Raw genomic sequence first — 24,489 nt, forward strand, 5'->3', positions numbered from 1 at the left:
GGCGCGGGGCCCGACGCGGCGAACGGTGGCTTTCCATGCCCAACACCCTGCCTCGTCCCGTTCTTCCCGTCGTCGTCCCTGAGCACGCACTCCGTGCTACTCCGGATGGAGTACGCCAACGGTGTCGTCATCCCCAGGGTGGGCGACGCCGGGTGGACATCCCCTGCGGGCTTCCCCTGCGGGTTCCCCGTCCCGCTTCTGCTACTACTGCTCGTCGTGGACCTGGACCTGAACCTGGACCCCGGCCTCACCGCGCTGCGCCCGCTCGGCGGCTTCTTTCTCCTGCGCACGGCGGCAGTCCCGCCCCGCCCCCTGCCGACGCTGGCCCGGGCCTACGCGGACCCGGCCGGCGATCCGTCGCGCCACCGCCCGGCCGGCGATCCGTCGCGCCACCGCCCGGCCGATGACCCGTCGCGTCCTCGTACGTCCGGCGACCTGTCGCCGGATGTCCACCGCGATCCGCTGGCCGCCCGTGTCCGGCGGGTCGCGGACGCCCTGCGCACGCCCGAGCTCCGGGTCGCCGCCTCCGTGGCCCATCAGGGGCTCGCCGCCCGGCTGTGGTCGGTCGCGCTGGGCTGCGCCGCCCTGTACGGCAGCCTCCCCGACCTCGATCCCGCCCTGCTGCGCTGGGATCCGGCCGCCGGTGCCCCCGACGACCTGTGGCTCACCGAGGTGCGCCCGCTGCCCGCGGACCCCGCGACGCTCGCCGCCACCGTGCTGGACGCCCACCTCGACCCGCTCGCCACCGCCCTGCGCGCCCGCCACCGGCTCGCCCCCGGCCTGCTGTGGGGCAACGCGGCCTCGGCGCTCGTGGGCGCGGCCCGCCGGCTGCACCACTGGGCCGGCGAGACGGGCCGCGCGCAGGCCGGGGAGCGGACCCGCGCCCTCATCGCGCAGTTGCTGCGCCACCCCCGGCTGCGCGGCACCCTCACCGGCGTCCCGGACACCGGAACCCCGGACGACACGGAAACCCCGAACGGCACCGAAACCCCGGATCCCGACCTCCCGGACACCGGAACCCCGAACGACACCGAAACCTCGGCCCTCGGCCTCCCGGACACCGCCCTCCTGGCCCCCGGCACAACCCTCCGGCGCCGCAGCTGCTGCCTGTACTACCGCGTCCCGGGCGGCGGGGTCTGCGGCGACTGCTGCTTTCCACGGCCGCCGCGCTCTTCCCCACGCGCCCCGTCCGGGTGACCATGAAGGGACCGGCCACTGAGAGCAGGGGGTTGCACGGTGCGAGTGGGACTGCTGAGCCGGGAGTACCCGCCGGACGTCTACGGCGGCGCCGGCGTCCACGTCGAGTTCCTGGCCCGCGAGCTGAGGCCGCTGGTCGACCTGGAGGTGCACTGCTGGGGCGAGGGCCGCGACGAGGGCGTCGTACGCCACCGCCCCTGGTCCGTCCTGGACGGCGCCAACGACGCGCTGCGCACCTTCTCCGTCGACCTGTCCATCGCCGCCGATCTGCAGGACCGCGAGCTGGTCCACTCGCACACCTGGTACGCCAACCTCGCCGGCCACCTGGCCAAGCTGCTGTACGGCGTGCCGCACGTGATGACCGCGCACTCCCTGGAGCCGCTGCGCCCCTGGAAGGCCGAGCAGCTCGGCGGCGGGTACGCGCTGTCCAGCTGGGCCGAGCGCACGGCCGTCGAGGCCGCGGACGCGGTGATCGCCGTCTCCGGCGCGATGCGCGACGACATCCTCTCCTGCTACCCGGCGCTGGACGCGGAGAAGGTGCACGTCGTGCACAACGGCATCGACACCGACCTGTACCGGCCCGACCACGGCACCGACGTCCTCGACCGCCTGGGCATCGACACCGGCCGCCCGTACGTACTGTTCGTCGGCCGGATCACCCGGCAGAAGGGCGTGCCGCACCTGCTGCGCGCGGTGCGGGACGTCGATCCGGCGGCACAGGTGGTGCTGTGCGCCGGCGCCCCCGACACGCCGGAGATCGACCGGGAGTTCCGCGAGCTGCACGCGGAGCTGAGCCGGGTCCGCGACGGCGTGCACTGGATCCCGCGGATGCTGCCGCGCTCGGAGGTGGTGCAGCTGCTCACCCACGCGGCCCTGTTCGTCTGCCCGTCGGTGTACGAGCCGCTCGGCATCGTCAACCTGGAGGCGATGGCCTGCGGCACGCCGGTCGTGGCCTCCCGGGTGGGCGGCATCCCGGAGGTCGTGGCGGACGGCGAGACGGGGCTGCTGGTGCCGCTGGACGACGACTTCGAGGCGAACCTGGCGCGGGCGATCGACACGGTGCTCGGCGATCCGGCGGCCGCCCGGCGGATGGGCGAGGCGGGCCGGGAGCGGGCGGTGGGCGAGTTCGGCTGGGACGCGGTGGCCCGGCGCACGGTCCGGCTCTACGAGAAGATCGTCACACAGGATTGACCGGCCCGGCTCGGGGCATTCATGGGGCATCTGGCGTGAGGGGAGCGGCCATGCGTCGTGGTGGACCTTCGGTGCTCGGCATCGTGCTCGCAGGTGGAGAGGGCAAACGCCTGATGCCCCTGACCGCGGACCGCGCGAAGCCCGCGGTCACCTTCGGCGGCACCTACCGCCTCGTCGACTTCGTCCTGTCCAACCTCGTCAACGGCGACATCCTGCGCATCTGCGTGCTGACCCAGTACAAGTCGCACTCGCTGGACCGGCACATCACCACCACGTGGCGCATGTCCAGCCTGCTCGGCAACTACGTCACGCCGGTCCCGGCGCAGCAGCGGCTCGGCCCGCGCTGGTACCTGGGCAGCGCCGACGCGATCCTGCAGTCCCTCAACCTGATTTACGACGAGCAGCCCGACTACGTGGCCGTCTTCGGCGCCGACCACGTCTACCGCATGGACCCGCGGCAGATGCTCCAGCAGCACATCGAGTCCGGCGCGGGCGTCACGGTCGCCGGCATCCGGGTGCCGCGCGAGGAGTCGTCCCAGTTCGGCGTCATCAGCCCCGGCTCCGACGGCCGCACCGTCCAGGGGTTCCTGGAGAAGCCCGCCGACCCGCCCGGCCTGCCCGACGACCCGAACTGCGTCTTCGCCTCCATGGGCAACTACCTGTTCACCACCAAGGTGCTGGTGGAGGCGCTGCACCGGGACGCGGAGGACGACGACTCCGCGCACGACATGGGCGGATCGATCCTGCCGCAGCTCACCGACCGCGGCGAGGCGCAGCTGTACGACTTCAGCGAAAACCACGTGCCCGGCGAGACCAGTCGCGACCAGGGCTACTGGCGTGACGTGGGAACGATCGACGCGTACTACGAGGCGCACATGGACCTGATCGCCGAGCGCCCCGCCTTCAACCTCTACAACCGCAGCTGGCCCATCTACACCCACTCCAGCCAGCTCTCGCCGGCCCGCTTCAACGCCGGCGGCATCGCCAGCGAGTCGATCATCAGCTCCGGCTGCCTCATCCGCGGCCAGGTCACCCGCTCGGTGCTCTCCCCGGGCGTCGTCGTCGACCCCGGCGCGGTGGTGCAGGGCTCGGTGCTGCACGACAACGTGCACATCGGGCGGGGCGCGATCGTGCGCGGCGCGATCCTGGACAAGAACATCGAGGTGCCGCCCGGCGCCACGATCGGGGTCAACGCCGAACGCGACGCCGAGCTGTACACCGTCTCCAAGGGCGGGGTGATCGCGCTGGGCAAGGGACAGCGGGTGGTGTAGGGCGCGCCCGGCGCCGTCGGCCCGCCCTCGTCCGCCCGGCGCCGTCGGCCCGCCCTCGTCCGCCCGGCGCCGTCGGCCCGCCCTCGTCAGCTCAACGCCGTCGGCCCGGCGCCCGCATCGACGGCGCCGACCGGGGCTCCGCATCAGGACCTCCTCGGTCCGGCGCGGCTCGCCGGCCGGGCCGGACCGAGGATGCTCCGTGCCCGGCGCGTTGTGCGCGGGCACATGGCCAAGCGGGGTGCGGAAGGCGTCCCCGGCCCGGCACAACTCGTCGGCCGGGCCCCTCGCGCCCTCTGCGCCCCTCCGTGTTTGTCATGTACCTGGACTGAGCGCGATTCCCATGGTGTGATGCCAACTGCTGCCCATGACAACGTTGTTACGGGCGCACTCGAGCACACAGGCACAGCAAGACAGACCCTTCCTGCCCTCAGGAGGACCCTTGCGCCACACCCGCCTCAAACACCGGCTCGCCTTCCTGCTCGGCGTGGCCCTCTGCCTCGCCGGACTCACCGCCGCACCCTCCGCGAGCGCCGCCGACGCCGACCCGGCCGAGGTCCACGGCCTCAAGGGCGACTACTACACCCAGTCCGCCCCCGGCGCCTTCGACTTCCACGAGCTGAAGGCCACCGGCCTCGACCCGCAGCTCGACTTCGACAATCTCGAACCCCGCCTGGCCTTCGCCACCGGGCGGTCCGACGACGTCAGCGTCCGCTGGACCGGCAGGCTCGTGCCGGAGCGGACCGGCCCGCACACCTTCGCCGTCAGCGCCGACAACGGCTTCCGCCTGTGGATCGGCGGCCGCCTGGTCATCGACCACTGGGTCGACGACTGGGACGTCGAACAGACCTCCCCGCCCGTGGAGTTGACGGCCGGCACGGCCTACGACATCAAGGTCGAGTACTTCGAGCACTACGGCGGCTCCAACTTCCACCTGCGCTGGACCCCGCCCGGCGGCACCAAGCAGACCGTCCCGCAGTCGGCGTTCCGCCTCCCCGACGGCTTCGACTACGACGGTGCGATCGCCACCGAGGTCGGCCGGGACGGCCGCACCCTGCGGCTCGACTTCGCCCACCGCCTCGCCGCCCCGCCGGCCGGCCTCACCGACCACCTCCGGGCGGTGATCGGCGGCGCCGAGTGGCCGCTGGGCACGGCCGAGCTGGACCCCGCCGACCCGCGTTCCCTGCTGGTCTCCCTGAAGGAGCCCGTGGTCGGCAACAAGACCGGCACCGCCCCCGGCACCGCGGACGTCCGCTATGACGGGCAGGGCGGCCTCGCCGCTGGCGACGGCAACGTTGTCAACGCCTTCTGGAGCAGCGGTCCCAACCACTCCACCCACGAGCTGCGCACCCGGTGGGCCGACCGGGTGGACCCGGACCACCCCCTGCCCGAGTACCCCCGGCCGCAGTTGACGCGCAGTCAGTGGCGCTCGCTCAACGGCCGCTGGCAGTTCGCCGCCGCGGCGGCGGGGGAGCGGCCCCCGACCGGCCGCACCCTGTCCGAGCGCATCGTCGTGCCCTACCCGGTGGAGTCCCAGCTCTCCGGCCTCGAACGGCACGAGGACCGCATGTGGTACCGGCGCACCTTCACCGTCCCCGCCGACTGGCACATCGGCTCCGGCCGCCGGCTGCGGCTGAACTTCGGCGCCGTGGACTGGCGGGCCGAGGTGTACGTCAACGGCGTGAAGGTGGCCCGACACCAGGGCGGCTACGACAAGTTCAGCGCCGACGTCACCGATGCCCTCAAGCCCGGCCGCACCCAGGAGCTGATCGTCGGCGTGTACGACCCGACCGACGCCGCCGGCGGCGAGAACCCGCCGCTGGGCAAGCAGCGCCTGGACCCCAGCGGCATCTGGTACACCCCCACCTCCGGCATCTGGCAGACGGTGTGGATGGAGCCGGTCGCCCCCGACCACGTCGACTCCCTCAAGCTCACCCCCGACGCGGCCCGCGGCACGCTCACCGTCGAGGCCCGCGGCGTCCGCGCCGGCCTGCCGGTGAAGGCCACGGCCTACGCCGGGCACCGCGCGGTGGCCACCGCCCGCGGCCGTACCGGCGGTCCGCTGACCCTCACCCTGAAGGACCCGCACCTGTGGTCGCCGGACGACCCGTTCCTGTACGGCCTGAAGGTCGGCGTCGGCGCCGACCGCGTCGGCAGCTACTTCGGCCTGCGCTCCGTCGCCGTGGAGAAGGTGAGCGGCACCCCGCGCACCCTCCTCAACGGCAAGCCCGTCTTCATGATGGCCACCCTCGATCAGGGCTTCTGGCCCGACGGCCTGCACACCGCGCCCACCGACGAGGCCCTCGCCCACGACCTGAAGGTGCACAAGCAGCTCGGCTTCAACGCCGTCCGCAAGCACATCAAGGTCGAGCCGGACCGCTGGTACTACTGGGCCGACCGGCTGGGTCTGATGGTGTGGCAGGACATGCCCGCCATGACGGCCGGCGTCGACCCCTCGCCCGCGGCCCGCACCGAGTTCGAGCACGAGCTGAAGGAGATGATCGACGAGCACGCGAGCAGCCCGTCGATCGTCATGTGGATCACCTTCAACGAGGGCTGGGGCCAGTACGACGAGGGCCGCATCGCCCGGCAGGCCAAGGAGTGGGACCCGATCCGGCTGGTCAACGGCATGTCCGGGCTCAACCTCGGCCGCGACGGCGGCGCCGGCGACATCATGGACGAGCACGGCTACCCCAGCCCCGCCCTGCCGCCCCACCCCGACGGCCAACGCGCCCTGGTCAGCGGCGAGTACGGCGGCCTCGGCCTCGCGGTGCCCGGCCACGCCTGGCCGGTGCAGCAGTCGTATGTCGACGTCGACCCGGCGGCCTACACCGACGACTACCTCACCAAGCTGGGCGAGGTGCGGCAGCTGGCCTGCCGTGGCGGCAACGGCGCGGTCTACACCCAGATCAGCGATGTCGAGGGCGAACTCAACGGCCTGCTCACCTACGACCGGCGCGTCCTCAAGCCGGACGCGGACCGGGTGAGGGCCGCTCAGCAGGCGCTGATCCGCGACGCGTCGCAGGCCACGCCCGCCGGATGCGCGGCGGACTGACCCGCGGCCCTGATCATGGCTGCGACCCTGCAGGCACCCACGACAACGATGTCGACTCCTTCCGGAGGTCTTCCCGTATGAGATGGATCCGGCGTCTGCGCCTGTGCACGGCGTCCGCGCTGGTGGCGTCCGCGGTGCTGGCCGCCCCCGCCACCGCCGCACGGGCCGCCGAGCCGCCCGACGGCCACCTCACCGACCTGGTCAACCCGTTCATCGGCACCCAGAACGAGGGCAACACCTACCCCGGCGCGGCCGTGCCCTTCGGCATGGTCCAGCTTTCCCCGGACACCGGCCACAACACCGGCTACGACTACGCCCACGACCACATCCGCGGCTTCTCCCTGGTCCACCTCTCCGGCGTCGGCTGCGGCATCGGCGGCGACCTGCCCGTGCTGCCCACCACCGGGGATGTCACGCAGACGGACTACGCGAAGTACGCGGCCGGGTTCGGCCACGACGACGAGGAGGCGAGCCCCGGCTACTACCGGGTCGGCCTGAAGAGCGGCATCGAGGCCGAGCTCACCGCGACCGCCCGCACCGGCGTGCAGCGCTACACCTTCCCCGCCACCGACAAGGCGAACGTGCTGCTGAACGCGGCCCAGTCGCTGCACCGCAAGGTCGCCACCCGCGTCGAGATCGTGGACGACCGCACCGTGCGCACCGCCATCACCGGCCGCGGCTTCTGCGGTGACACCCGCCCCTACACCGTCTACACCCTCACCCGCTTCGACCGGCCCTTCACCGCCCACGGCACCTGGCAGGGCGGCACCGTCACCGACGGCGCGAGAACCGGCACCGACGGCGCCTACGTCCGCTTCGACACCACGAAGGACCGCACCGTCGAGGCCACCACCGCCCTGTCCTACGTCGACGCCCACGGCGCGGAGGTCAACCTGCGCGCCGAGGGCGGCCGGCCGTTCGACCGGGTGCGCCGCGCCGCCCGGCAGGCCTGGGAGCGGCGCCTGGAGACCGTCCGCGTGCGGGGCGGCGACGACGGCCTGCGCCGCACCTTCTACTCCTCGCTGTACCGGTCGTTCCTCGCGCCGAACGTCGGCAGCGACGCCGACGGCCGCTACACCGGCTGGGACCAGAAGACCCACCGCGCGCGGGGCTTCACGTACTACCAGAACTGGTCCCTGTGGGACACCTACCGCACCCAGTCCCAGCTGCTGTCCCTCCTCGCCCCGCGCGAGGCCCGGGACATGGCCGTCTCCGTCATCAAGATCGACGAGGAGGGCGGCTGGCTGCCCAAGTGGGGCTACGGCACCGTCGAGACCAACATCATGACCGGCGACCCGGTCACTCCCTTCCTCACCAACGCCTACCAGCAGGGCCTGCTGAAGGGCTGGGAGGAGCGGGCGTACCGGGCGCTGAAGAAGAACGCCGACGGCGTGCCGCCCGCCGACTCGCCCTACGTGGGCCGGGAGGGCACCCCGGACTACCTCGCGCGCGGCTTCGTGCCGTACATCAAGAACCGCCCGCACACCAAGCCCGGCGACTCCGACTACGACCACGGCGCCTCCGCCACCCTGGAGTACGCCCTGTCGGACGCGATGCTCGCGCGCATGGCCCGCGACCTCGGCCACCCGGACGACGCGCGCCGCTACACCGAACGCGCCCGCAGCTACCGCACCCTCTTCGACCCCTCCACCGGCTTCTTCCGCGCCCGGGACGCCTCCGGCGCCTTCACCGGCCCGGCGGACCCGGCGCAGAGCGTCGGCTTCCACGAGGGCACCTCCTGGCAGTACCAGTGGCTGGTGCCGCAGGACCTGCCCGGCCTGGTCGACCTCATCGGCGGCAAACAGGCGACCAACGACCGGCTGGACGCCTTCTTCGCCTACGACCGGCTCCTGAAGGACCCGGCGAAGACCGCGCGCGAGGTGTGGGTCAACGGGCCGTACGACTACTACAACGCCGACAAGTACAACCCGCAGAACGAACCCGACCTCATCGCGCCGTACACCTACCTGTCCACCGGGCAGCCGTGGAAGACCACGGACGTGGTGCACGCGGCGCTGACCCTGTTCACCGACGCGCCGACCGGCATGACCGGCAACGACGACCTCGGCACCATGTCCGCGTGGATGGTGCTGTCGTCGATCGGGATCTTCCCGGTGCAGCCCGGCTACGCCACCTGGGGGCTGTCCACGCCCGTCTTCGACCGGGTCGACCTGAGGCTGGACCGCCGCTACTTCCCGGGCGGCCGGCTGACCGTCACGGCACCCGGAACCTCCGCCACCGACCGGTACGTGCAGGGCGTGCGCGCCGACGGGGTGACGTACGACCGGACGTATCTGACGACGGACGCGCTGCGCTCACTGCACACGCTGCGCTTCACGGTCGGCCCACGGCCGTCGGCCTGGGGCACGGCACCGGACGCGGCGCCACCTGCGCTGACGTGACATACGGGTGACCCCGGGCGGTCACGGGTCCCGCCCCTCGCCGAGGGGCGGGACTTGACCGGCCGTTGACCGAGAGTAGCCCTGTTGTGCTTGACCGTGATCGCCCGTCGGGGATTGACTGCAGGCCCACCCCGACGTCGACGCGAGGCAAGCCCGTGACCGCTGACCTGCTGGCACCACTCGATCTGGCGTTCTGGCACATCGAGTCCCCCGAGCACCCCATGCACCTCGGCGCGCTCGGCGTGTTCGCGGCCCACTCGCCCACCGCCGGTGCCCACGCCGCCGACCTGCTCGCCGCCCGCGCGGCCGGCGTGTCCGGCCTGCGCATGCGGATCCGGGACGTGTGGCAGCCCAAGGGATCCGAGCCGTCGCTGACCTCCCTGCTGCGCCGGCCGATGGTCTTCGGCGGCGCGGCCCGCGAACCCGACCCGGACTTCGACCCCCTGCACCACGTCCGGCTGCACGCCCCCACCGGCGACTTCCACGCGGACGCCGGGCGCCTGATGCAGCGTCCGCTGGCGCGGAACCGGCCGCCGTGGGAGGCGCACGTGCTGCCCGGCGCGGACGGGATGTCGTTCGCCGTGCTGTTCAAGTTCCACCACGCCCTCGCCGACGGCCTGCGGGCCCTCACGCTCGCCGCCGCCGTCCTGGACCCCATGGACACGCCCGCCCCCCGGCCGCTCCCCGCAAACCCGCCGCGCGGTCTGCTGCCCGGCCTGCGCCGGCTGCCCGGCCTGCTGCGCGACACCGTGTCCGACGTGGGCCGGGCCCTCGACATCGGCGCCTCCCTCGCCGTGTCCACCCTCACCGCCCGCCCCACCCCGGCCCTCACCGCCCCGGCCACCGGCACCCGCCGCACCGCCGGCGTCGTCCTCGACCTCGACGACGTGCACCGCGTGCGCAAGAGCGTCGGCGGCACCGTCAACGACGTGCTCATCGCCGTCGTCGCCGGCGCGCTGCGCCGCTGGCTCGACGCGCGCGGCGACGGCAGCGACGGCGTGGCGCCCCGCGCGCTGATCCCCGTCTCCCGGCGCCGCCCGCGCACCGCCCACCCGCAGGGCAACCGGCTCTCCGGCTACCTGATGCGGCTGCCCGTCGGCGAGGCCGACCCCCTCGGCCGCCTGAACGCCGTGCGCACCGCCATGGACCGCAACAAGGACGCCGGCCCGCACCGCGGCGCGGGCGCCGTCGCCCTCCTCGCCGACCACGTCCCCGCCCTCGGCCACCGCCTCGGCGGCCCCCTGGTCGGCCAGGCCGCCCGCCTCTGGTTCGACATCCTCGTCACCAGCGTCCCGCTGCCCGGCATCGGCCTGCGGCTCGGCGGCCATCCCGTGACCGCGGTCTACCCGTTCGCGCCGCTCGCTCCCGGCCAGTCCCTGGCGGTCGCCGTCTCCACCTACCGGGGCCACGTCCACTACGGGCTGGTCGCCGACGCCGAGGCGGTGCCCGACCTGGACCGGCTGGCGGCGGCGCTGTCGGCGGAGGTGGAGACGCTGCTGGCGGTCTGCGACCGCTGAGCGGCGGGCGGCCGCCCGAGCGGTGGGCGGCCGCCGTTTTGCCCCGTGGGCGCGCCTCCGTAGAATTCCCCGGTCAAAGGCGGGCGCGGTCGGAGCGCTGCGCAGGGAGAGGGAACGGCAGCGCGATGACGGTGACGGGCGACGGGCCGGTGACCGCGGACCAGGTGGCCGAGACGGCCGTCGAGACGGCGTCCGCGACCGTGGAGACGGCGGACGCGAAAGCCGCGGAGGCGGCGGAGGCAAAAACCGCGGAGACGGTGGACGCAAAGGCCGTGGAGGCGGCGGGCGAAAAGGCCGCGGAGGCGTTCGGACCCGGGATCGACCCGGAGCGGCTCGCCGTGTGTCTGAGCGTGCTGGAGGAGCTGGACCGGCTGGAGGTCGACCACCCCGACGCGGTCAGGGTGCGCCGGGCCACCTCGCACATCTACCGCATGGTCAAGCAGCGCCGCCGCCAGGAGCGCCGGGCCGCCAAGACCGCGCACGACCGGAAGGTCACCGAGGCCACCGCGACGGGCTCGGCGCGGCGCGTCGACGACGAGACGGCGGGCATCCTGCCGTCCTCGCGGGTGGCCGAGGGGCAGATCGCCGGCATACTCCAGCGGCCCCGCTCCTGCTACGTGTGCAAGGAGCGCTACGTCGAGGTCGACTACTTCTACCACCAGCTCTGCCCGAAGTGCGCCGCCGAGAACCGCGCCCGGCGCGACGCCCGCACCGACCTGACCGGCCGCCGCGCCCTGCTCACCGGCGGCCGCGCCAAGATCGGCATGTACATCGCGCTGAAGCTGCTGCGCGACGGCGCGCACACCACCATCACCACGCGGTTCCCGAACGACGCCGTGCGCCGCTTCAAGGCCCAGCCCGACAGCGACCGGTGGATCCACCGCCTGAAGATCGTCGGCATCGACCTGCGCGACCCCGCCCAGGTCGTCGCGCTCGCCGACTCCGTCGCCGCCGAGGGCCCCCTCGACATCCTGATCAACAACGCCGCCCAGACCGTCCGCCGCTCCCCGCAGGCCTACCGCGAGCTGCTCGCCGCCGAGTCCGCCCCGCTGCCCGCCGGTGAGCTGCCCGCCCGCGAGGTGATCGGCGCCTTCGGCTCCGGCGCCGTGGCCGCCCTGCCCGGCGCGGGCTCCGGCGCCCTGACCGCGCAGGACGTCACCGACCTCGCGCTGGTCTCCGGCTCGGCCTCCCTGGAGCGCATCCAGGCGGGCACGGCCATCGACGCCGGCGGCCTGGTGCCCGACCTGCACGACACCAACAGCTGGGTGCAGACCGTCGAGGAGGTCACGCCGGTGGAGCTGCTCGAGGTGCAGCTGTGCAACTCCACGGCGCCGTTCATCCTGATCAGCCGCCTGCGCGCGGCACTGGCCGCCTCCCCGGCCCGGCGGAAGTACATCGTCAACGTCTCCGCCATGGAGGGCGTCTTCAACCGCGGCTACAAGGGCGCCGGCCACCCGCACACCAACATGGCCAAGGCCGCCCTGAACATGCTCACCCGCACCAGCGCCCGGGAGATGTTCGAGAAGGACGGCATCCTCATGACGTCCGTCGACACCGGCTGGATCACCGACGAGCGCCCGCACCCGGACAAGGTCCGCCTCGCCGCGGCCGGCTTCCACGCGCCCCTCGACCTCGTCGACGGCGCCGCCCGCGTCTACGACCCCATCGTGCGCGGCGAGGCGGGCGAGGATCTGTACGGCGTCTTCCTCAAGGACTACGCGCCCGGCAAGTGGTGAGTCCCGCCCGGGCACTGGCAGCGCGTCAGCCGGCACCGCCCGGGCACCGGTCTCGTCCGGTGCCCGGGCGGGCGTTCGGGGAGCCGCGGCGGAGGTGCGCCCCGGTGGCCCGCACGAGTGGTCCGAACGGGTGGATTTCCTGCGGGACATTCCCTGACAAAGCAGCCCTGACCAGCCCTAGGGGACACGGATCGACACGGAATAGTTACCGGTTGTTTTCAGCCCTATCGAGCGGACGGCCGCTCATTTGGTTACCCTGGAACAGGCGGACACCACCCTTGGGGGTTCCACCCGCACCCACGGTCCGTCATGGGACAAGCCGGCACCACGGCCTGCTCTCCCACGAGTCGTACGGCGCCACCGCGTCCGAACCGTCCTTCAGCCAGACCCGAGCGGGCGTCAGGCGCCGGGCCGTACCGTGACCGGACTGCCCCGAGGGTGACCGACACATAAGGAGTGCGCGGTGACACCGGAAAAGACCAAGCGCGACCAGGAGCTCGAGGAACCCGCCGAGCGCGCGACCGGCCGCAGGCCCGGGGACCTGGGGAGCCTCGACGTGTGGGCCCGGTCCGCCCCGATCCGCCTGGCGGGCTACGAGGACGACCTCGCCGAGCCCCACATCCTGCCCAGCGTGGACTGACCGGCGTGTGACCCGCGCGGACCGGCCCGCGCAGACCGGCCCCGCGGACCGGCCCGCGCCGGACGGCAGGCCGTCGCGATCGCCCACCGCATGGGCGTGCCAGACTCACGCCCATGCAGCCGCCCTTGCAGATCAGAGACGCCGCCCCCGAGGACTGGCCGCGGATCTGGCCCTTCTGGCACCGCATCGTGGCCGCCGCCGAGACCTACAGCTGGGACCCGGACACCCCCGAGGAACAGGCCCGGGCCCTGTGGATGCACCCGGTCAAGCGCGTCTTCGTCGCCGAGGAGGACACCGGTTCCGGCCCCGCCGGCCGCCGGATCGTCGGATCCGCCTACCTCACCCCCAACTACGGCGGGCCCGCCGCCCGTATCGCCAACGCCGGCTTCATGGTCGACCCCGACCACACCGGCCGCGGCATCGGCCGCGCCCTCGCCGAGCACGTCCTGGCCGAGGCCCGCGCCGACGGCTACCGGGGCATGGTGTTCAACGCGGTCGTCGAGACCAACCCCGCCGTCGGACTGTGGACTTCGCTCGGCTTCACCGTCCTCGGCACCGTGCCCAGGGCCTTCGACCACCCCCGGCACGGACCCGTCGGCCTGCACATCATGTACCGGTCCCTGGAGGACGAGCCGCGCTGAACCGGCCCCGGCTCAGTCGAGGGGCGCCGTGCGCCGCCAGGGCCTGAGCCGCTCCAGTTCCTCCGCGAGGGCCAGCAGCTCCGCCTCCGTCCCCGGCCGCCCCACCAGCTGCACGGCGCAGGGGGCGCCCGAGGGCAGCGCGCCGAAGGGCACCGCCATCGCGGGCCAGCCGGTGAGGTTCCACGGGGGAGTCAGCGGCGAGTAGGCCGTGTTGACCAGCACGTTGCGCAGCCAGCCCCGCTCGTGCCACGGCCCGGCCGACGGGGAGCGGCGGGCCAGCGCCGGTGTGAGCAGCACGTCGTACGCGGCGAAGAACGGCTCCAGGCGCCGCCGCAGCCGCTCCCGGGCCTCACCCGTGGCCACCCGGTCCACGAAGCGCCGGCCCACCGCCGCGTGCACGCGCGTGCGCCGGGCCAGCCGCCGCGGGTCCAGACCGCGGGCGTCCACGGCGGTGCCCGCGGTCCAGTGCGTCAGCGCGGTGACGCCGAGCGACGCCGGGTACGGCGGCTCGGCCCGCCGCACCCGGTGCCCCGCCCGGGCCAGCAGCCCGGCCGCCTCCCGGACCGCGGCCGCGTACGGCCGGCTCACGGTCACGCCCGCGAGCGGGCTGCGCAGCGAGACGGCGATCCGGCGCGGCCCGGGCTCCCGCACAGGCGGGAGCGGCGCGTCCGCGAGGACCGACAGCATCAGGCGCGCGTCCTCCACGGTGGTGGCGAGCGGCCCGTTCTCCGCCATGCCGAACCAGTCGCCCTCACCGATGCCCGCGGGCACCACCCCGTACCCCGGTTTGATCGTCACCAGGCCGCAGTTGGCGGCCGGGATGCGCAGCGAGCCCATGCCGTCGTTGCCGAGCGCGAGCGGCACCATCCCGGCCGCGACCGCGGTCGCGCTGCCGCCGGAGGAGCCGCCGGCCGTGCGGGAGAGGTCCCAGGGGTTGCGGGCGGTGCCGTGGACGCCCTCCGTGGTGCCGAAGACGCACAGTTCCGGCACGTTGGTCAGCCCCACGACCACCGCGCCCGCCGCCCGCAGCCGGGTCACCGTCACGTGGTCCTCGGCGGCGGGCGCCTCGGGTGTCGCCGCGGAGCCCACCCGCCGCGCCTCGCCGCGCACGGCGACGTTGTCCTTGACGGCCACCGGTACTCCCGCGAGCGGCAGCCGGTCCAGGTCCGGCCGGTCCGCGACCTCGTCGGCCTCCGCGAGCGCCGCCTCGGCGCGCACGGTGCGGAAGGCGCCGAGGCGGCCGTCGAGCCGCTCGATCCGCGCCAGGTGCTCGGCCACCACCTCGCGGGGCGTGGCCCGCTTCTCGCGTACGGCGGCGGCGATGTCAGCGGCACTGCGGCCGACCCAGCTGGTCACGGGCGCTCCTCGGGGATGGCGGGGATGGCGGGCGGGGACTTTCCCGCGTACTGGCGAGTACGCTGCGAGCACTCTGCCCCGGGAAGGCCGCCGCGTCGAGAGGCCGACGGCAGGTCCCGGCGGAGTGCGGCGCACCGCACTCCGCCGCGCCGTACTCCGCCGGGCCGCACCCCGCGCCGTACTCCGCGCCGCCCTCCGCTCCGAGGACCGGCTACGACCGGTGCGCCGTCCCGGCCAGCCGGGTCGGCGGCAGGTACTCCCGCACGTACGTCCGCTCCCAGCAGGCGCCGGTCTCGCGCAGCTCGCGCCAGGTGGTGAAGCGGTAGCGGAACAGGCGGGCGCGGACGTAGCGCGGCGGGGTGTCCGACGGGAAGGGCGAGCGGCGCAGCAGCTTCAGTGTGCCGGGGTCGTTCTCCAGCAGCCGCTTCACCAGCGTGCCGAACCACTCCCCGGCGTACGCCGGGGACAGCGCCGCGAACCACATCAGCCAGTCCAGGCGCAGGTGGTACGGCGCGAACTGGCGCGGCCAGCGCCGCGGATCACCCGGCTTGCCCCGGAACTCGTACTCCCGCCAGTCGCCGTCCTCGGCCGGCGTGTCGTCCAGGGTGCCCTCCAGCACCACCTCGTGCCGGACCCGGCTGACGCTGCCGAAGGCGCCGTAGGTGTTGACCAGGTGCAGCGGGTCGAAGGAGCGGTTCATCACCTGGCGCCGCGAGAGCATGTTCAGCACCGGGCGGTGGCTGAGGAACACGAGGAACGCCGAGACGGCGAGCACCACCACCCCGTACCACAGCGGTGCTCCGGGCACCGGCGGGGCGTGCACCGGGTAGGGGATCACCGACAGCGCCAGCACGATCGTGAGCCAGTTCAGCCAGGAGAAGTTGCCCGACAGCACCAGCCACAGCTGGGTGGCGATCATCAGTGCCGCCGCGACCGCGGCGATGGGCTGCGGGGCGAACAGCAGGAACGGCACCACCAGTTGGGTGACGTGGTTCGCGGCCGTCTCCACCTTGTGCAGGGGGGCCGGCAGGCGGTGGAAGAACCAGCTCAGCGGGCCCGGCATCGGCTGCGTCTCGTGGTGGTAGTGCAGGCAGGTCAGGTTCCGCCAGCAGGCGTCGCCGCGCATCTTGATCAGGCCGGCGCCGAACTCCAGCCGGAACAGGATCCAGCGCAGCAGGAACAGCACGACGACGGGCGGGTCGACCTCGTCGTTGCCGAGGAAGACCGCCAGGAAGCCGACCTCCAGCAGCAGCGACTCCCAGCCGAAGGCGTACCACGTCTGGCCCACGTTGACGATCGACAGGTACAGCGCCCACGGCACCAGCCACAGCAGCATGCCGCCCCACAGCGGCAACAGCCCGTCCGCGCCCGCCGCCAGCGCCGCCGACACCGCGCAGCCCGTCCACGCGCAGGCCGCGCAGAACCGGTCCGAACAGTGCAGGTGGAACAGGCTCGGCGCCCGCCGGAACGGCACCCGCGCCACGAACCGCGCGGCGGGCAGCAGCCCGCGCTCGCCGAGCAGCGCCCGGAACTGCAGCGCGGCCGTCAGGAACGCGACCAGGTACACCCCCGCCAGCGCCCGCTGGAACACCAGCCGGCTCAGCCAGTAGTCGGGAGCGGTGAACCATCCCACGGCCGGGTCCTCCTCTCCGTATCTCTCCGCCGCCCGCGCGCCCGCCCGCGCCGGTCGTGCCGGTCGTGCCGTAGTGCCCGGTACCCACTTCCGCGGAACCGGCTGCCTCGAAGGGGCGGCTCGGGTGGGGATGGGGGTGGTGGTTCGGGCGAGGACCGGGGTGAAAACTCCGGTGAAGAAGAGAGAAACCGGTGTCCGGGGGGAAAAGAGACCGCTCTTCCCGGTCGAAAAACCGGGTGAATCCTGGCAAGGTGGGCGCATGGCTGATCGGGGAGCGAGCGCCCTGTCACTCCCGGACGACTGGCCCGCGCACCCGGACCCCATTCTGGCGCTCAACCGCATGGGCAGCTTCGACTGGGACCTGGACGTCGGGCTGTTCCACATGGACCCGCTGGCGCACGAGATCTTCGACCTGCGTCCCGGCGAGTACGACGGCCACCCCGCGCACCTCACCCGCCGGGTCCCGCCCACCGAGGCCTACCGCCTGGACGCGCTGATCGCCCAGGCGCTCAAGGACGGCAGCGAGAACTACGGCGCCTACTTCCGCGTCCGCCGCCGCGACGGCACCCTGCACTGGGCCCACACCCAGGGCTACATCCGGCGCGACGAGACGGGCCGCCCGCGCCGCATCATCGGCATCGTCCGGGACGCCACCGAGGAGCTCAGCGACCCCGCCGTACGCGAGGAGCCCGTCCGGGACGCGGTCCGCCGCGAACGGGCCGACGTGGTGGAGCGGACCACGGTCGCCCTCGCCCACGCCCGCACCGTCGAGGACGTCCTCGACGTGCTGAAGGACACCGAGGGCCTGCCCAACCTGGGCGCCGCCAGCCTGGTCATGGGCCTGGTCGAGGCCGGCCGCATCCGGCTGGTCGCCGAGGGACCCCCGGGCAGCTTCGTGCCCGGCACCCGCATCACCGGCATCGACGACCCCTACCCGATGAGCGAGGTCGTGCGCACCCTCAGCCCCCGCTTCATCGAGTCGCCGCAGGAGTTCGCCGAGGGCTACCCCGTCCTGTGGCCGCACATCACCGGCCTGCGCATCACCTCCGCCGCCTATCTGCCGCTGATCGCCCAGGCCCGCCCCATCGGCGCCATCGGCCTGCTCTACAGCGACCGGCGCGGCTTCACCCCCGAGGAACGCAGCGTCCTGCTCGCCCTCGGCAGCAGCATCGCGCAGAGCCTGCAGCGCGCCATGCTCTACGAGCAGGAGATGGACCTCGCCCAGAGCCTGCAGCAGGCCATGCTGCCGCGCACCATCCCCAGCGTCCCCGGCGCCGACGTCGCCGTCCGCTACCGCGCCGCCTCCCTCGGCGGCATGCTCGGCCGGGACATCGGCGGCGACTGGTACGACCTCATCCCGCTGCCCGGCGGCCGGGTCGGCGCCGTCATCGGCGACGTGCAGGGCCACGACACGCACGCCGCCGCCGTGATGGGCCAGCTGCGCATCGTGCTGCGCGCCTACGCCGCCGAGGGCCACACCCCGGCCACCGTCATGGCCCGCGCCTCCGTGTTCCTGCACGAACTTGACACCGACCGCTTCGCCACCTGCCTGTACGCCGAGACCGACCTCGCCACCGGGGTGGTGCAGGTGGTGCGGGCCGGGCACATCGACCCACTGGTGCGCGGCAGCGACGGCCGCTGCCGCCGCGTGAGCGTCGAGGGCGGGCTGCCGCTCGGCCTGTCCGCCGAGTTCGGGCGCCTCGCCTACCCGGTGGCGACGCTGGAGCTCGACCCGGGCGAGACGCTGCTGCTGTGCACCGACGGCCTGGTCGAGAAGCCGGGCTCCGACCTCGACGACGGCATGCGGGCGCTGACCGCGCTGATCGACGCCGGCCCCGAGGACGTGCACGTCCTCGCCGACCGGCTCATCGACGAGGCCGACACCGGCTTCGGGGGCGACGACGTGGCGCTGCTGCTCCTGCGCCGCAGCGACCCGGCCGTCCAGGAGGCCGGCGGCCGCCTGCAGCAGCACGTGGCGCCCGGCGACCCCGAAGCGCTCAGCCAGGCCCGGCGGATGATCCGCGCCGCGGTGCACGCCTGGGACGCCGCCGAGCTCGCCGACGAGGTGGAGCTCGTCGCCGACGAGCTCATCACCAACGCCCTGATGCACACCGAGGGCGCCGCCGTCGTCACCCTGCGCGCCCTCACCGGCGGCGGCCGGCGGCTGCGGGTGGAGGTCGAGGACACCTCCAGCGCCCTGCCGCGCCCCCGGGACGCGGGCGAGTCCGGCGTCTCCGGGCGCGGGCTGCTCCTGGTCGACCTGCTCGCGGACCGGTGGGGCGTGGAGGCGCGGGGCGGCGGCAAGGTCGTGTGGTGCGACTTCGTGGTGGCGAGGCCGGCCTGAGCCGGCGGCCCGGACCCATGGGCGGCGGACGGGCACCGCGGCCGGCGCCGGCCTTCCGGCGGCGCGCCGCCGTGCCCGCGGCCGTGCCCGCGGCCGTGCCCGCCGCCCCGGTCAGCGCGGGGCCAGGGCGACCAGGAGGCGGCCGTCGGCCGTGCGGACCTCGAAGCGGGCGATCTCGTCGGGATGGAGGGCGGTGCCGCCGTGGGTGGTGGTGGGGCGGGCGGTGCCGCCGCCGGGGACGGCCCAGGTGGTGACCGTCTCCTGCGAGCCGTCGCGGCCGACGGCGACCAGGCGGCAGGTGTGGGCGCCCGAGCCGTCCTTCACCCGCAGCTCCACCTCGCTGCCGTAGGGGTAGTCCTCCGCCTTCACGGCCGCCCATACGCCGGTCGCCCGGTCGGTCGCGGTGACCCGGACGCCGGCCTCGGAGGCGGAGGCGTCCCGGTGGGCGGCCGTGAAGGCGACGCCGGGACCGGCCACGGCGAGCACCACCGAGGCGGCCAGGGCGAACAGCAGGCGGCGCCGGCCGGCGCGCCGCCTGACGGCCACCTCGCCCAGCAGCCGGTCCAACAGTCGGGGACCGGGCTGGGCCACGGGGTGCACGGAGCGCGGCGTCGCCCGCCGGTACAGCATCAACTGCCGTGTCGTCGGCCCGAATTCGGTGACGTGTGCCGCGCAGCGAGGGCACTCCATGAGGTGGTCCTCGAAGCGGAACGCGTCCGCATCGTCCAGCACGCCGAGCGCGTAGGCGCCGACGTCGCGATGCCTTTCCAGGGACCTCATGCCGAATCCTCGTGCCGGTGAGTACGGGTGGGGTGACTCCTTGCTCCCACCGGTACGTACCAGGCAGCCGAATCACTCAAGCCACGGCGGAATCGCAACCGAAGGATTCGGAGCGGTCCGCCGCGCGGATTGGTCCCGTCCCCGAAGAGGCGGAAAAAAGACCCTCGAGAAGGCCCCCGAGGCCCGAGGAGCCGACAGCGCCGCAAGGGCCACAAGCTCCGGAAGAGCCGCGAGCTCCGGAAGGTCCGAAAGCGCTGGAAAGTCCGGAAGCGCCGAAAGGGCCGGAAGGTCCGTAAGGGCCCGCAGAGCTAGAAGAGGTGGATGGCGAGGTGCCCCAGCGGCAGTCCCAGTTGCCACGCCGGCGTCCACACCTTCGGCCCCTCGTCCTCGCCGACCAGCGCTCCCTTGCCCGGCACCGCGTCCAGGTCCGGGGCGAGCAGCTCGGTCTCCTCCAGCCAGCGCCAGGCGGCCTCGGCGAGCACCAGGTCGGGCGCCGGGACACCGGAGGCCGCCGCGTCGGCCGCGCGTTCGGCGAGACGCTCGCGCACCCAGTCCTGCCACGGCTGGTCGTACGCCGTGAGCGACAGCCAGGTCTCCAGCCGGGAGACGTCCTTCAGGGGGGAGTGCACGCAGGGCGCGTCGCCGTCCGTGGAGCCGGACAGGAAGACGGTGAGCGCCAGCGCGTCCCGCCCGGCGCGGAACTCGAAGGACGTCGGCGGCATCAGGTCGCCGGTGCGCAGCAGCTCGTCGGCGATGTACTCGGCGTACAACCACGCCATGGGGACGGTCAGTTCTCCGCCGCCCGTGCCGTCCGTGCCCTCATGACCTCTGTGCAGCATCCCTTCCTGCCTTCCTCCGGTGGTGCGCGTCGCCCGACCCCGGGTCCGAGTCCGGAACACGGATGAGGACAGCCGACTCCCCACCGCGGTCCTCAGCAAGGCGCTTTGCGAAGGCTTTACTTCGGCGGTGGTTTCACCGCAGGTCGGCGGCGTATCCCGGAAGCATCCGGCGCAGGGCGCGCAGCGCGTAATACGCGCGGGACTTCACGGTACCGGGCGGGATGCCGAGGGTGTGCGCGGCCTCCGCCACACTGGCCCCCTCGAAATACACCAGCACCAGGACTTCACGGTGTTCCGGCGTGAGGGTCTTCACAGCCTCCCGCACGTCGAGCGCCGCGGCCGCCCGTTCGGCGTGGTCCGCGCTCACCCGCAGGTTCTCCAGGATCGCGTCCCCGACCTCGGCGGGCCGTGCCTGCCGGGCGCGGCGGGCGTCGATCGCCAGCCGCCGACCGACCGTCAGCAGCCAGGGCCGTACGGAGTCGAAGTCGTCGGCGCGCAGTGCCTCGGGGTGCTGCCAGGCGCGGACCAGGGTCTCCTGCACGAGGTCCTCGGCGCGCTGCCGGTCGCCGTCGCAGAGCCGGAGCAGCAGCGCGAACAGCCACCGCCCGTGCTCGCGTTGGAGCGCGGCGAGCTCGTCCTCGGCGCAGGTCGTGGTGCGGGTCAGGGTGGTTGCGGCGGTCATGGCCGTATCGCAGCGCAGGGCGCCGCGCCGGGCCAGGGGGCGCGCGCGGGTCTGCGACGGACGGTCGATCGCGTCGGTGAACGGTGCGACGAACGGTTCCGGCGCCGCCCCGGGCACCCCGGACGGGTGAACCCGCGGCGGGGCGGCGCCGGGCTGGTTGCACTCCGAGGGGATTCATACCTATCTGTGCGTATTGCCGTTTTGTCCGGTAGCCCGTTTGTCCGTCCGTACGACCGCAGTGGGGTGAGGCGATGCACCGGCCGCAGTGGGGTGGCGCGTTGGTGGCGCACCGGCGCCGGCTGGCGGTGGTGCTGGCCGGCCTGCTCACCGCGGCGGCGGCCTGCCAGGCGCAGTACCGGCAGCCGTCCGCGGCGCATCCGGGCCATCCGGCGCCCGCGCCCGCCGCCGCCGGCCCCCGCGGCTTCACCCTCGTCGCCACCGGCGGCGTCCTGCCGCACGCCTCGATCATCGAGCGGGCCCAGTTCGACGCCAGGGGCACGGGCTACGACTTCCGCCCGATGCTCGCCGACGACGCCCCCGCGGTCGCCGGCGCCGACCTCGCCCTGTGCCACCTGGAGACCGTCTACGGCGCGGACGGTGCCTACAGCGGCCCGCCGCTCTTCAGGTCGCCGCCGCAGATCGCCCAGGCGCTCGCCGCCACCGGCTACGACGGCTGCTCCACCGCCTCCAGCCACTCCCTGGACGACGGCGCCGACGGCATCCACCGCACCCTGGACGCCCTCGACCGCGCCGGCGTACGGCACGCCGGATCGGCCCGCACCGAGCAGGAGGCCCGCGCCGTCGACCTGCTGCAGGCCGGCCCGGCCCGGGTCGCCCACCTCGCCTACACCTACGGCACCGACGGCACCCTTCCGCCGGGGCAGCCCTGGGCCGTCAACCTCATCGACGAGGACCGGATCCTGGCCGACGCCCGCGCCGCCCGGCAGGCCGGCGCCGACGTGGTCGTGGTCTCGCTGCACTGGGGCACCGAGTGGCAGGACGCCCCCGACGCCTGGCAGCTCTCCCTCGCCCGCCGCCTGACCGCCGCCCGCACCGGCGGCCGCCCCGACATCGACCTGATCCTCGGCACCCACACCCACGTCCCGCAGGCGTACGAGAAGGTCAACGGCACCTGGGTGGTCTACGGCCTGGGCGACCAGGTGGCCGGCGAGATGACCGGCGACCGGGGCGTGCCGGACCCGCGCGGCAACCAGAGCACCCTCGCCCGCTTCACCTTCGCCCCGCCCGCCCGGCCCGGCGGACGCTGGGAGGTCACCCGGGCCGAGTTCGTCCCGCAGCTCTTCGACGTCGACGCCGGCCGCGTGGTCGACCTCGACGCGGCCCTCGCCCACGGCGCCGACGTGCGCGGCGTCCGCGACCGCATCCGCGACGTGGTGCTCAGCCGGGGAGCGGGCGGGGACGGGCTGGTGATGGGCCGGTAGAGGAGACGCCGGCAGGGGAGGGGCCGGCGCCGGTGGACGTCGGCCGCGGGCGCCGGCGTCCCCACGCCCCCCGTGACGCCCGCCGGGCCCGCTCCCGTGTCCGCGGCGCGGTCCCCGCACGCGGTCCGGACGGTGGGCCCTAACGGCCCGCCAGCGCCGAGCGCCGGTAGGAGTAGCCGAAGTAGACCACCAGGCCCAGGACGAACCACACGGCGAACCGCACCCAGGTCTGCCAGTGCAGGAACGTGATCAGCCAGAGGGAGAAGACCACGCCCAGCGCCGGTACGAACGGCATCCATGGCGTGCGGAAGGAGCGCGGCAGCTCCGGCTGCCGGTAGCGCAGCACGATCACCGCCGTGCACACCACCACGAACGCCAGCAGGATGCCGATGTTGGTCAGCTCGGCCGCCTCGCCGATCGGGACGAACCCGGCGATGGCGGCCGACGCCGCCCCGACGATCCACGTCACCCGCGTCGGCACGTGCCGCGTCGGGTGGGTCCTGGCGAACCAGGGCGGCAGCAGCCCGTCCCGGGACATCGCGAACCACACCCGGGTCACGCCGAGCATGAACGTGAACATGACCGTGATGATGCCGATGATCGCCCCCACCGCGATCACGTCCGCCAGCCCGCTCAGCCCCACCGACTTGAACGCCGAGGAGAAGCCGCTCTCCTTGTCGATGTGCCGGTAGTCCTGCATGCCGGTCAGCACCAGACAGGCCGCCGCGTACAGCACCATCGAGATCACCAGCGAGTAGATGATCGCCCTCGGCATGTGCCGCTGCGCGTCCCGGGACTCCTCCGCCGCCGTGGACATCGCGTCGTAGCCGAACACCGCGAAGAACACCGTCGCCGCGCCCGTGAACGCGCCGCCCAGCCCGTAGGGGAAGAACGGTTGGTAGTTGCCGGAGTCGATGTGGAACACCCCCACCCCGATCACCAGCAGCACCACCAGCACCTTCAGGACCACCACGGAGGTCTCGACGCGGGCCGCGTTGCGGATGCCCAGGTTCAGCAGGTATGCGACGAACAGGCACAGCAGTACCGCGAACAGGTCCACCCGGTGCCCGTGCCCGGTGCCCGGCGCGCCCAGCATCCAGGCCGGCAGGTCCGCGCCCATCTCGCCGACCAGGAAGCCGAAGTAGCCGGAGATGCCGATGGCGACCACCGCGACGATCGCCGTGTACTCCAGCAGCAGGTCCCAGCCGATGAACCAGCCCGCGATCTCGCCGAGTACCGCGTAGCCGTAGGTGTAGGCGGAGCCGGCCTTCGGGATCAGCCCGGCGAACTCGGCGTACGACAGCGCCGCCGCCGCGCTCGCGACACCCGCCACGAGGAACGACACCAGCACCGCCGGGCCCGCGGTGCCGTTGGCCACCGTCCCGGCCAGCGTGAAGATGCCCGCGCCGATGATGCCGCCGACCCCGATCGCGGTGAGCTGCCACAGGCCGAGCGACCGCTCCAGCCGGGTGCCCACGCCGACCTCCGTCTCCTCGATGCGCTCGATGGGTTTGCGGCGCAGGACACCCTCGCCCATCCGGAGCCCGGCCATGCGCCCCACCTCCTCGCCGACGGAAACGGCTGACGGTGACGGCAGATCATGACAGCACCTCCGGCGCCGCCGCGGAAGACACCGCGCCCGGCCCGGCCGCGCGGTCGGCGGGCGCCGCGGGAAGGCGCGGAAGGCGCGGGAAGGCGCGGGAAGGAGCCCACGTCGAACGGATCATCCGTCACACGCCCATGGTGACCGCCCCCGCTGCCGCCGT

The 24,489-nt window shown here is 73.8% G+C and carries 17 protein-coding genes; 11 read left to right on the forward strand and 6 right to left on the reverse strand.

Annotated elements, in window-relative coordinates:
- Nucleotides 1–228 precede the first annotated feature (228 nt).
- The 9 genes from IE225_RS10590 (at nucleotide 229) to IE225_RS10630 (ending at nucleotide 13,647) form a co-directional block, all read left to right on the forward strand.
- Nucleotides 229–1,197 carry a (2Fe-2S)-binding protein gene (locus tag IE225_RS10590; RefSeq protein WP_190057353.1) on the forward strand — a complete coding sequence of 323 codons (969 nt, stop codon included), beginning with the start codon at nucleotides 229–231 and terminating at the stop codon, nucleotides 1,195–1,197.
- 39 nt (nucleotides 1,198–1,236) lie between these two features.
- Entirely contained in the window at nucleotides 1,237–2,388 is a 1,152-nt protein-coding gene (glgA, locus tag IE225_RS10595; RefSeq protein ID WP_190057164.1) for a glycogen synthase, read from the forward strand.
- Between the two features lie 50 nt (nucleotides 2,389–2,438).
- A complete protein-coding gene (glgC, locus tag IE225_RS10600; protein ID WP_190057165.1) occupies nucleotides 2,439–3,659 on the forward strand; it encodes a glucose-1-phosphate adenylyltransferase in 1,221 nt (406 codons plus the stop codon).
- Nucleotides 3,660–4,098: 439 nt separating this feature from the next.
- Entirely contained in the window at nucleotides 4,099–6,711 is a 2,613-nt protein-coding gene (locus IE225_RS10605; protein ID WP_190057166.1) for a PA14 domain-containing protein, read from the forward strand.
- A 77-nt stretch (nucleotides 6,712–6,788) separates the two neighbouring features.
- Complete coding sequence (locus IE225_RS10610) at nucleotides 6,789–9,113, forward strand: GH92 family glycosyl hydrolase (protein ID WP_190057167.1); 2,325 nt, start codon at nucleotides 6,789–6,791, stop codon at nucleotides 9,111–9,113.
- 155 nt (nucleotides 9,114–9,268) lie between these two features.
- Nucleotides 9,269–10,630: a wax ester/triacylglycerol synthase family O-acyltransferase gene (locus IE225_RS10615; RefSeq protein ID WP_190057168.1), complete on the forward strand. Its 1,362-nt coding sequence runs from the start codon at nucleotides 9,269–9,271 to the stop codon at nucleotides 10,628–10,630.
- Between the two features lie 125 nt (nucleotides 10,631–10,755).
- On the forward strand, nucleotides 10,756–12,366 hold the full coding sequence (locus tag IE225_RS10620; RefSeq protein ID WP_229879416.1) for an SDR family NAD(P)-dependent oxidoreductase: 1,611 nt from the start codon (nucleotides 10,756–10,758) through the stop codon (nucleotides 12,364–12,366).
- A gap of 463 nt (nucleotides 12,367–12,829) precedes the next feature.
- The gene (locus tag IE225_RS10625) at nucleotides 12,830–13,006 is read left to right on the forward strand and encodes a hypothetical protein (protein ID WP_190057169.1); all 177 of its coding nucleotides are present in this window, start codon (nucleotides 12,830–12,832) and stop codon (nucleotides 13,004–13,006) included.
- A gap of 125 nt (nucleotides 13,007–13,131) precedes the next feature.
- A complete protein-coding gene (locus tag IE225_RS10630) occupies nucleotides 13,132–13,647 on the forward strand; it encodes a GNAT family N-acetyltransferase (protein ID WP_190057355.1) in 516 nt (171 codons plus the stop codon).
- Nucleotides 13,648–13,659: 12 nt separating this feature from the next.
- Here IE225_RS10630 and IE225_RS10635 read toward each other — a convergent pair whose 3' ends face one another.
- Together IE225_RS10635 and IE225_RS10640 are read right to left on the reverse strand one after the other, a co-directional pair.
- Nucleotides 13,660–15,003 carry an amidase gene (locus IE225_RS10635; protein ID WP_190057170.1) on the reverse strand — a complete coding sequence of 448 codons (1,344 nt, stop codon included), beginning with the start codon at nucleotides 15,001–15,003 and terminating at the stop codon, nucleotides 13,660–13,662.
- 211 nt (nucleotides 15,004–15,214) lie between these two features.
- Nucleotides 15,215–16,636 (reverse strand): lipase maturation factor family protein, encoded by a 1,422-nt coding sequence (locus tag IE225_RS10640; protein WP_190057171.1) that lies wholly within the window; start codon nucleotides 16,634–16,636, stop codon nucleotides 15,215–15,217.
- Nucleotides 16,637–16,895: 259 nt separating this feature from the next.
- Here IE225_RS10640 and IE225_RS10645 point away from each other — a divergent pair, with 259 nt between their 5' ends.
- A complete protein-coding gene (locus IE225_RS10645) occupies nucleotides 16,896–18,980 on the forward strand; it encodes a SpoIIE family protein phosphatase (protein WP_190057172.1) in 2,085 nt (694 codons plus the stop codon).
- Nucleotides 18,981–19,091: 111 nt separating this feature from the next.
- Here IE225_RS10645 and IE225_RS10650 read toward each other — a convergent pair whose 3' ends face one another.
- The 3 genes from IE225_RS10650 to IE225_RS10660 form a co-directional block, all read right to left on the reverse strand.
- A complete protein-coding gene (locus IE225_RS10650) occupies nucleotides 19,092–19,760 on the reverse strand; it encodes a zf-HC2 domain-containing protein (protein WP_190057173.1) in 669 nt (222 codons plus the stop codon).
- A gap of 308 nt (nucleotides 19,761–20,068) precedes the next feature.
- A complete protein-coding gene (locus IE225_RS10655) occupies nucleotides 20,069–20,599 on the reverse strand; it encodes a hypothetical protein (protein WP_190057174.1) in 531 nt (176 codons plus the stop codon).
- 133 nt (nucleotides 20,600–20,732) lie between these two features.
- The gene (locus IE225_RS10660; RefSeq protein WP_190057175.1) at nucleotides 20,733–21,281 is read right to left on the reverse strand and encodes a sigma-70 family RNA polymerase sigma factor; all 549 of its coding nucleotides are present in this window, start codon (nucleotides 21,279–21,281) and stop codon (nucleotides 20,733–20,735) included.
- Between the two features lie 251 nt (nucleotides 21,282–21,532).
- Between IE225_RS10660 and IE225_RS10665 the strand changes: the two genes are divergently transcribed.
- Nucleotides 21,533–22,723 carry a CapA family protein gene (locus IE225_RS10665; protein ID WP_373303160.1) on the forward strand — a complete coding sequence of 397 codons (1,191 nt, stop codon included), beginning with the start codon at nucleotides 21,533–21,535 and terminating at the stop codon, nucleotides 22,721–22,723.
- Nucleotides 22,724–22,862: 139 nt separating this feature from the next.
- On the opposite strand, the gene IE225_RS10670 is transcribed toward IE225_RS10665, so the two are convergent.
- The gene (locus IE225_RS10670; protein ID WP_190057176.1) at nucleotides 22,863–24,275 is read right to left on the reverse strand and encodes an amino acid permease; all 1,413 of its coding nucleotides are present in this window, start codon (nucleotides 24,273–24,275) and stop codon (nucleotides 22,863–22,865) included.
- Between the last annotated feature and the right edge of the window lie 214 nt (nucleotides 24,276–24,489).

The sequence above is a fragment of the Streptomyces echinoruber genome (assembly GCF_014651135.1).
Classification (GTDB): domain Bacteria; phylum Actinomycetota; class Actinomycetes; order Streptomycetales; family Streptomycetaceae; genus Streptomyces; species Streptomyces echinoruber.

Coding starts and splice junctions, on each gene's coding strand:
- glgC (WP_190057165.1), top strand. CDS start 2,439: ATGCGTCGTGGTGGACCTTCGGTGCTCGGCATCGTGCTCGCAGGTGGA.
- IE225_RS10610 (WP_190057167.1), top strand. CDS start 6,789: ATGAGATGGATCCGGCGTCTGCGCCTGTGCACGGCGTCCGCGCTGGTG.
- IE225_RS10620 (WP_229879416.1), top strand. CDS start 10,756: ATGACGGTGACGGGCGACGGGCCGGTGACCGCGGACCAGGTGGCCGAG.
- IE225_RS10645 (WP_190057172.1), top strand. CDS start 16,896: ATGGCTGATCGGGGAGCGAGCGCCCTGTCACTCCCGGACGACTGGCCC.
- IE225_RS10650 (WP_190057173.1), bottom strand. CDS start 19,760: ATGAGGTCCCTGGAAAGGCATCGCGACGTCGGCGCCTACGCGCTCGGC.
- IE225_RS10655 (WP_190057174.1), bottom strand. CDS start 20,599: ATGCTGCACAGAGGTCATGAGGGCACGGACGGCACGGGCGGCGGAGAA.
- IE225_RS10660 (WP_190057175.1), bottom strand. CDS start 21,281: ATGACCGCCGCAACCACCCTGACCCGCACCACGACCTGCGCCGAGGAC.
- IE225_RS10665 (WP_373303160.1), top strand. CDS start 21,533: ATGCACCGGCCGCAGTGGGGTGGCGCGTTGGTGGCGCACCGGCGCCGG.
- IE225_RS10670 (WP_190057176.1), bottom strand. CDS start 24,275: ATGGCCGGGCTCCGGATGGGCGAGGGTGTCCTGCGCCGCAAACCCATC.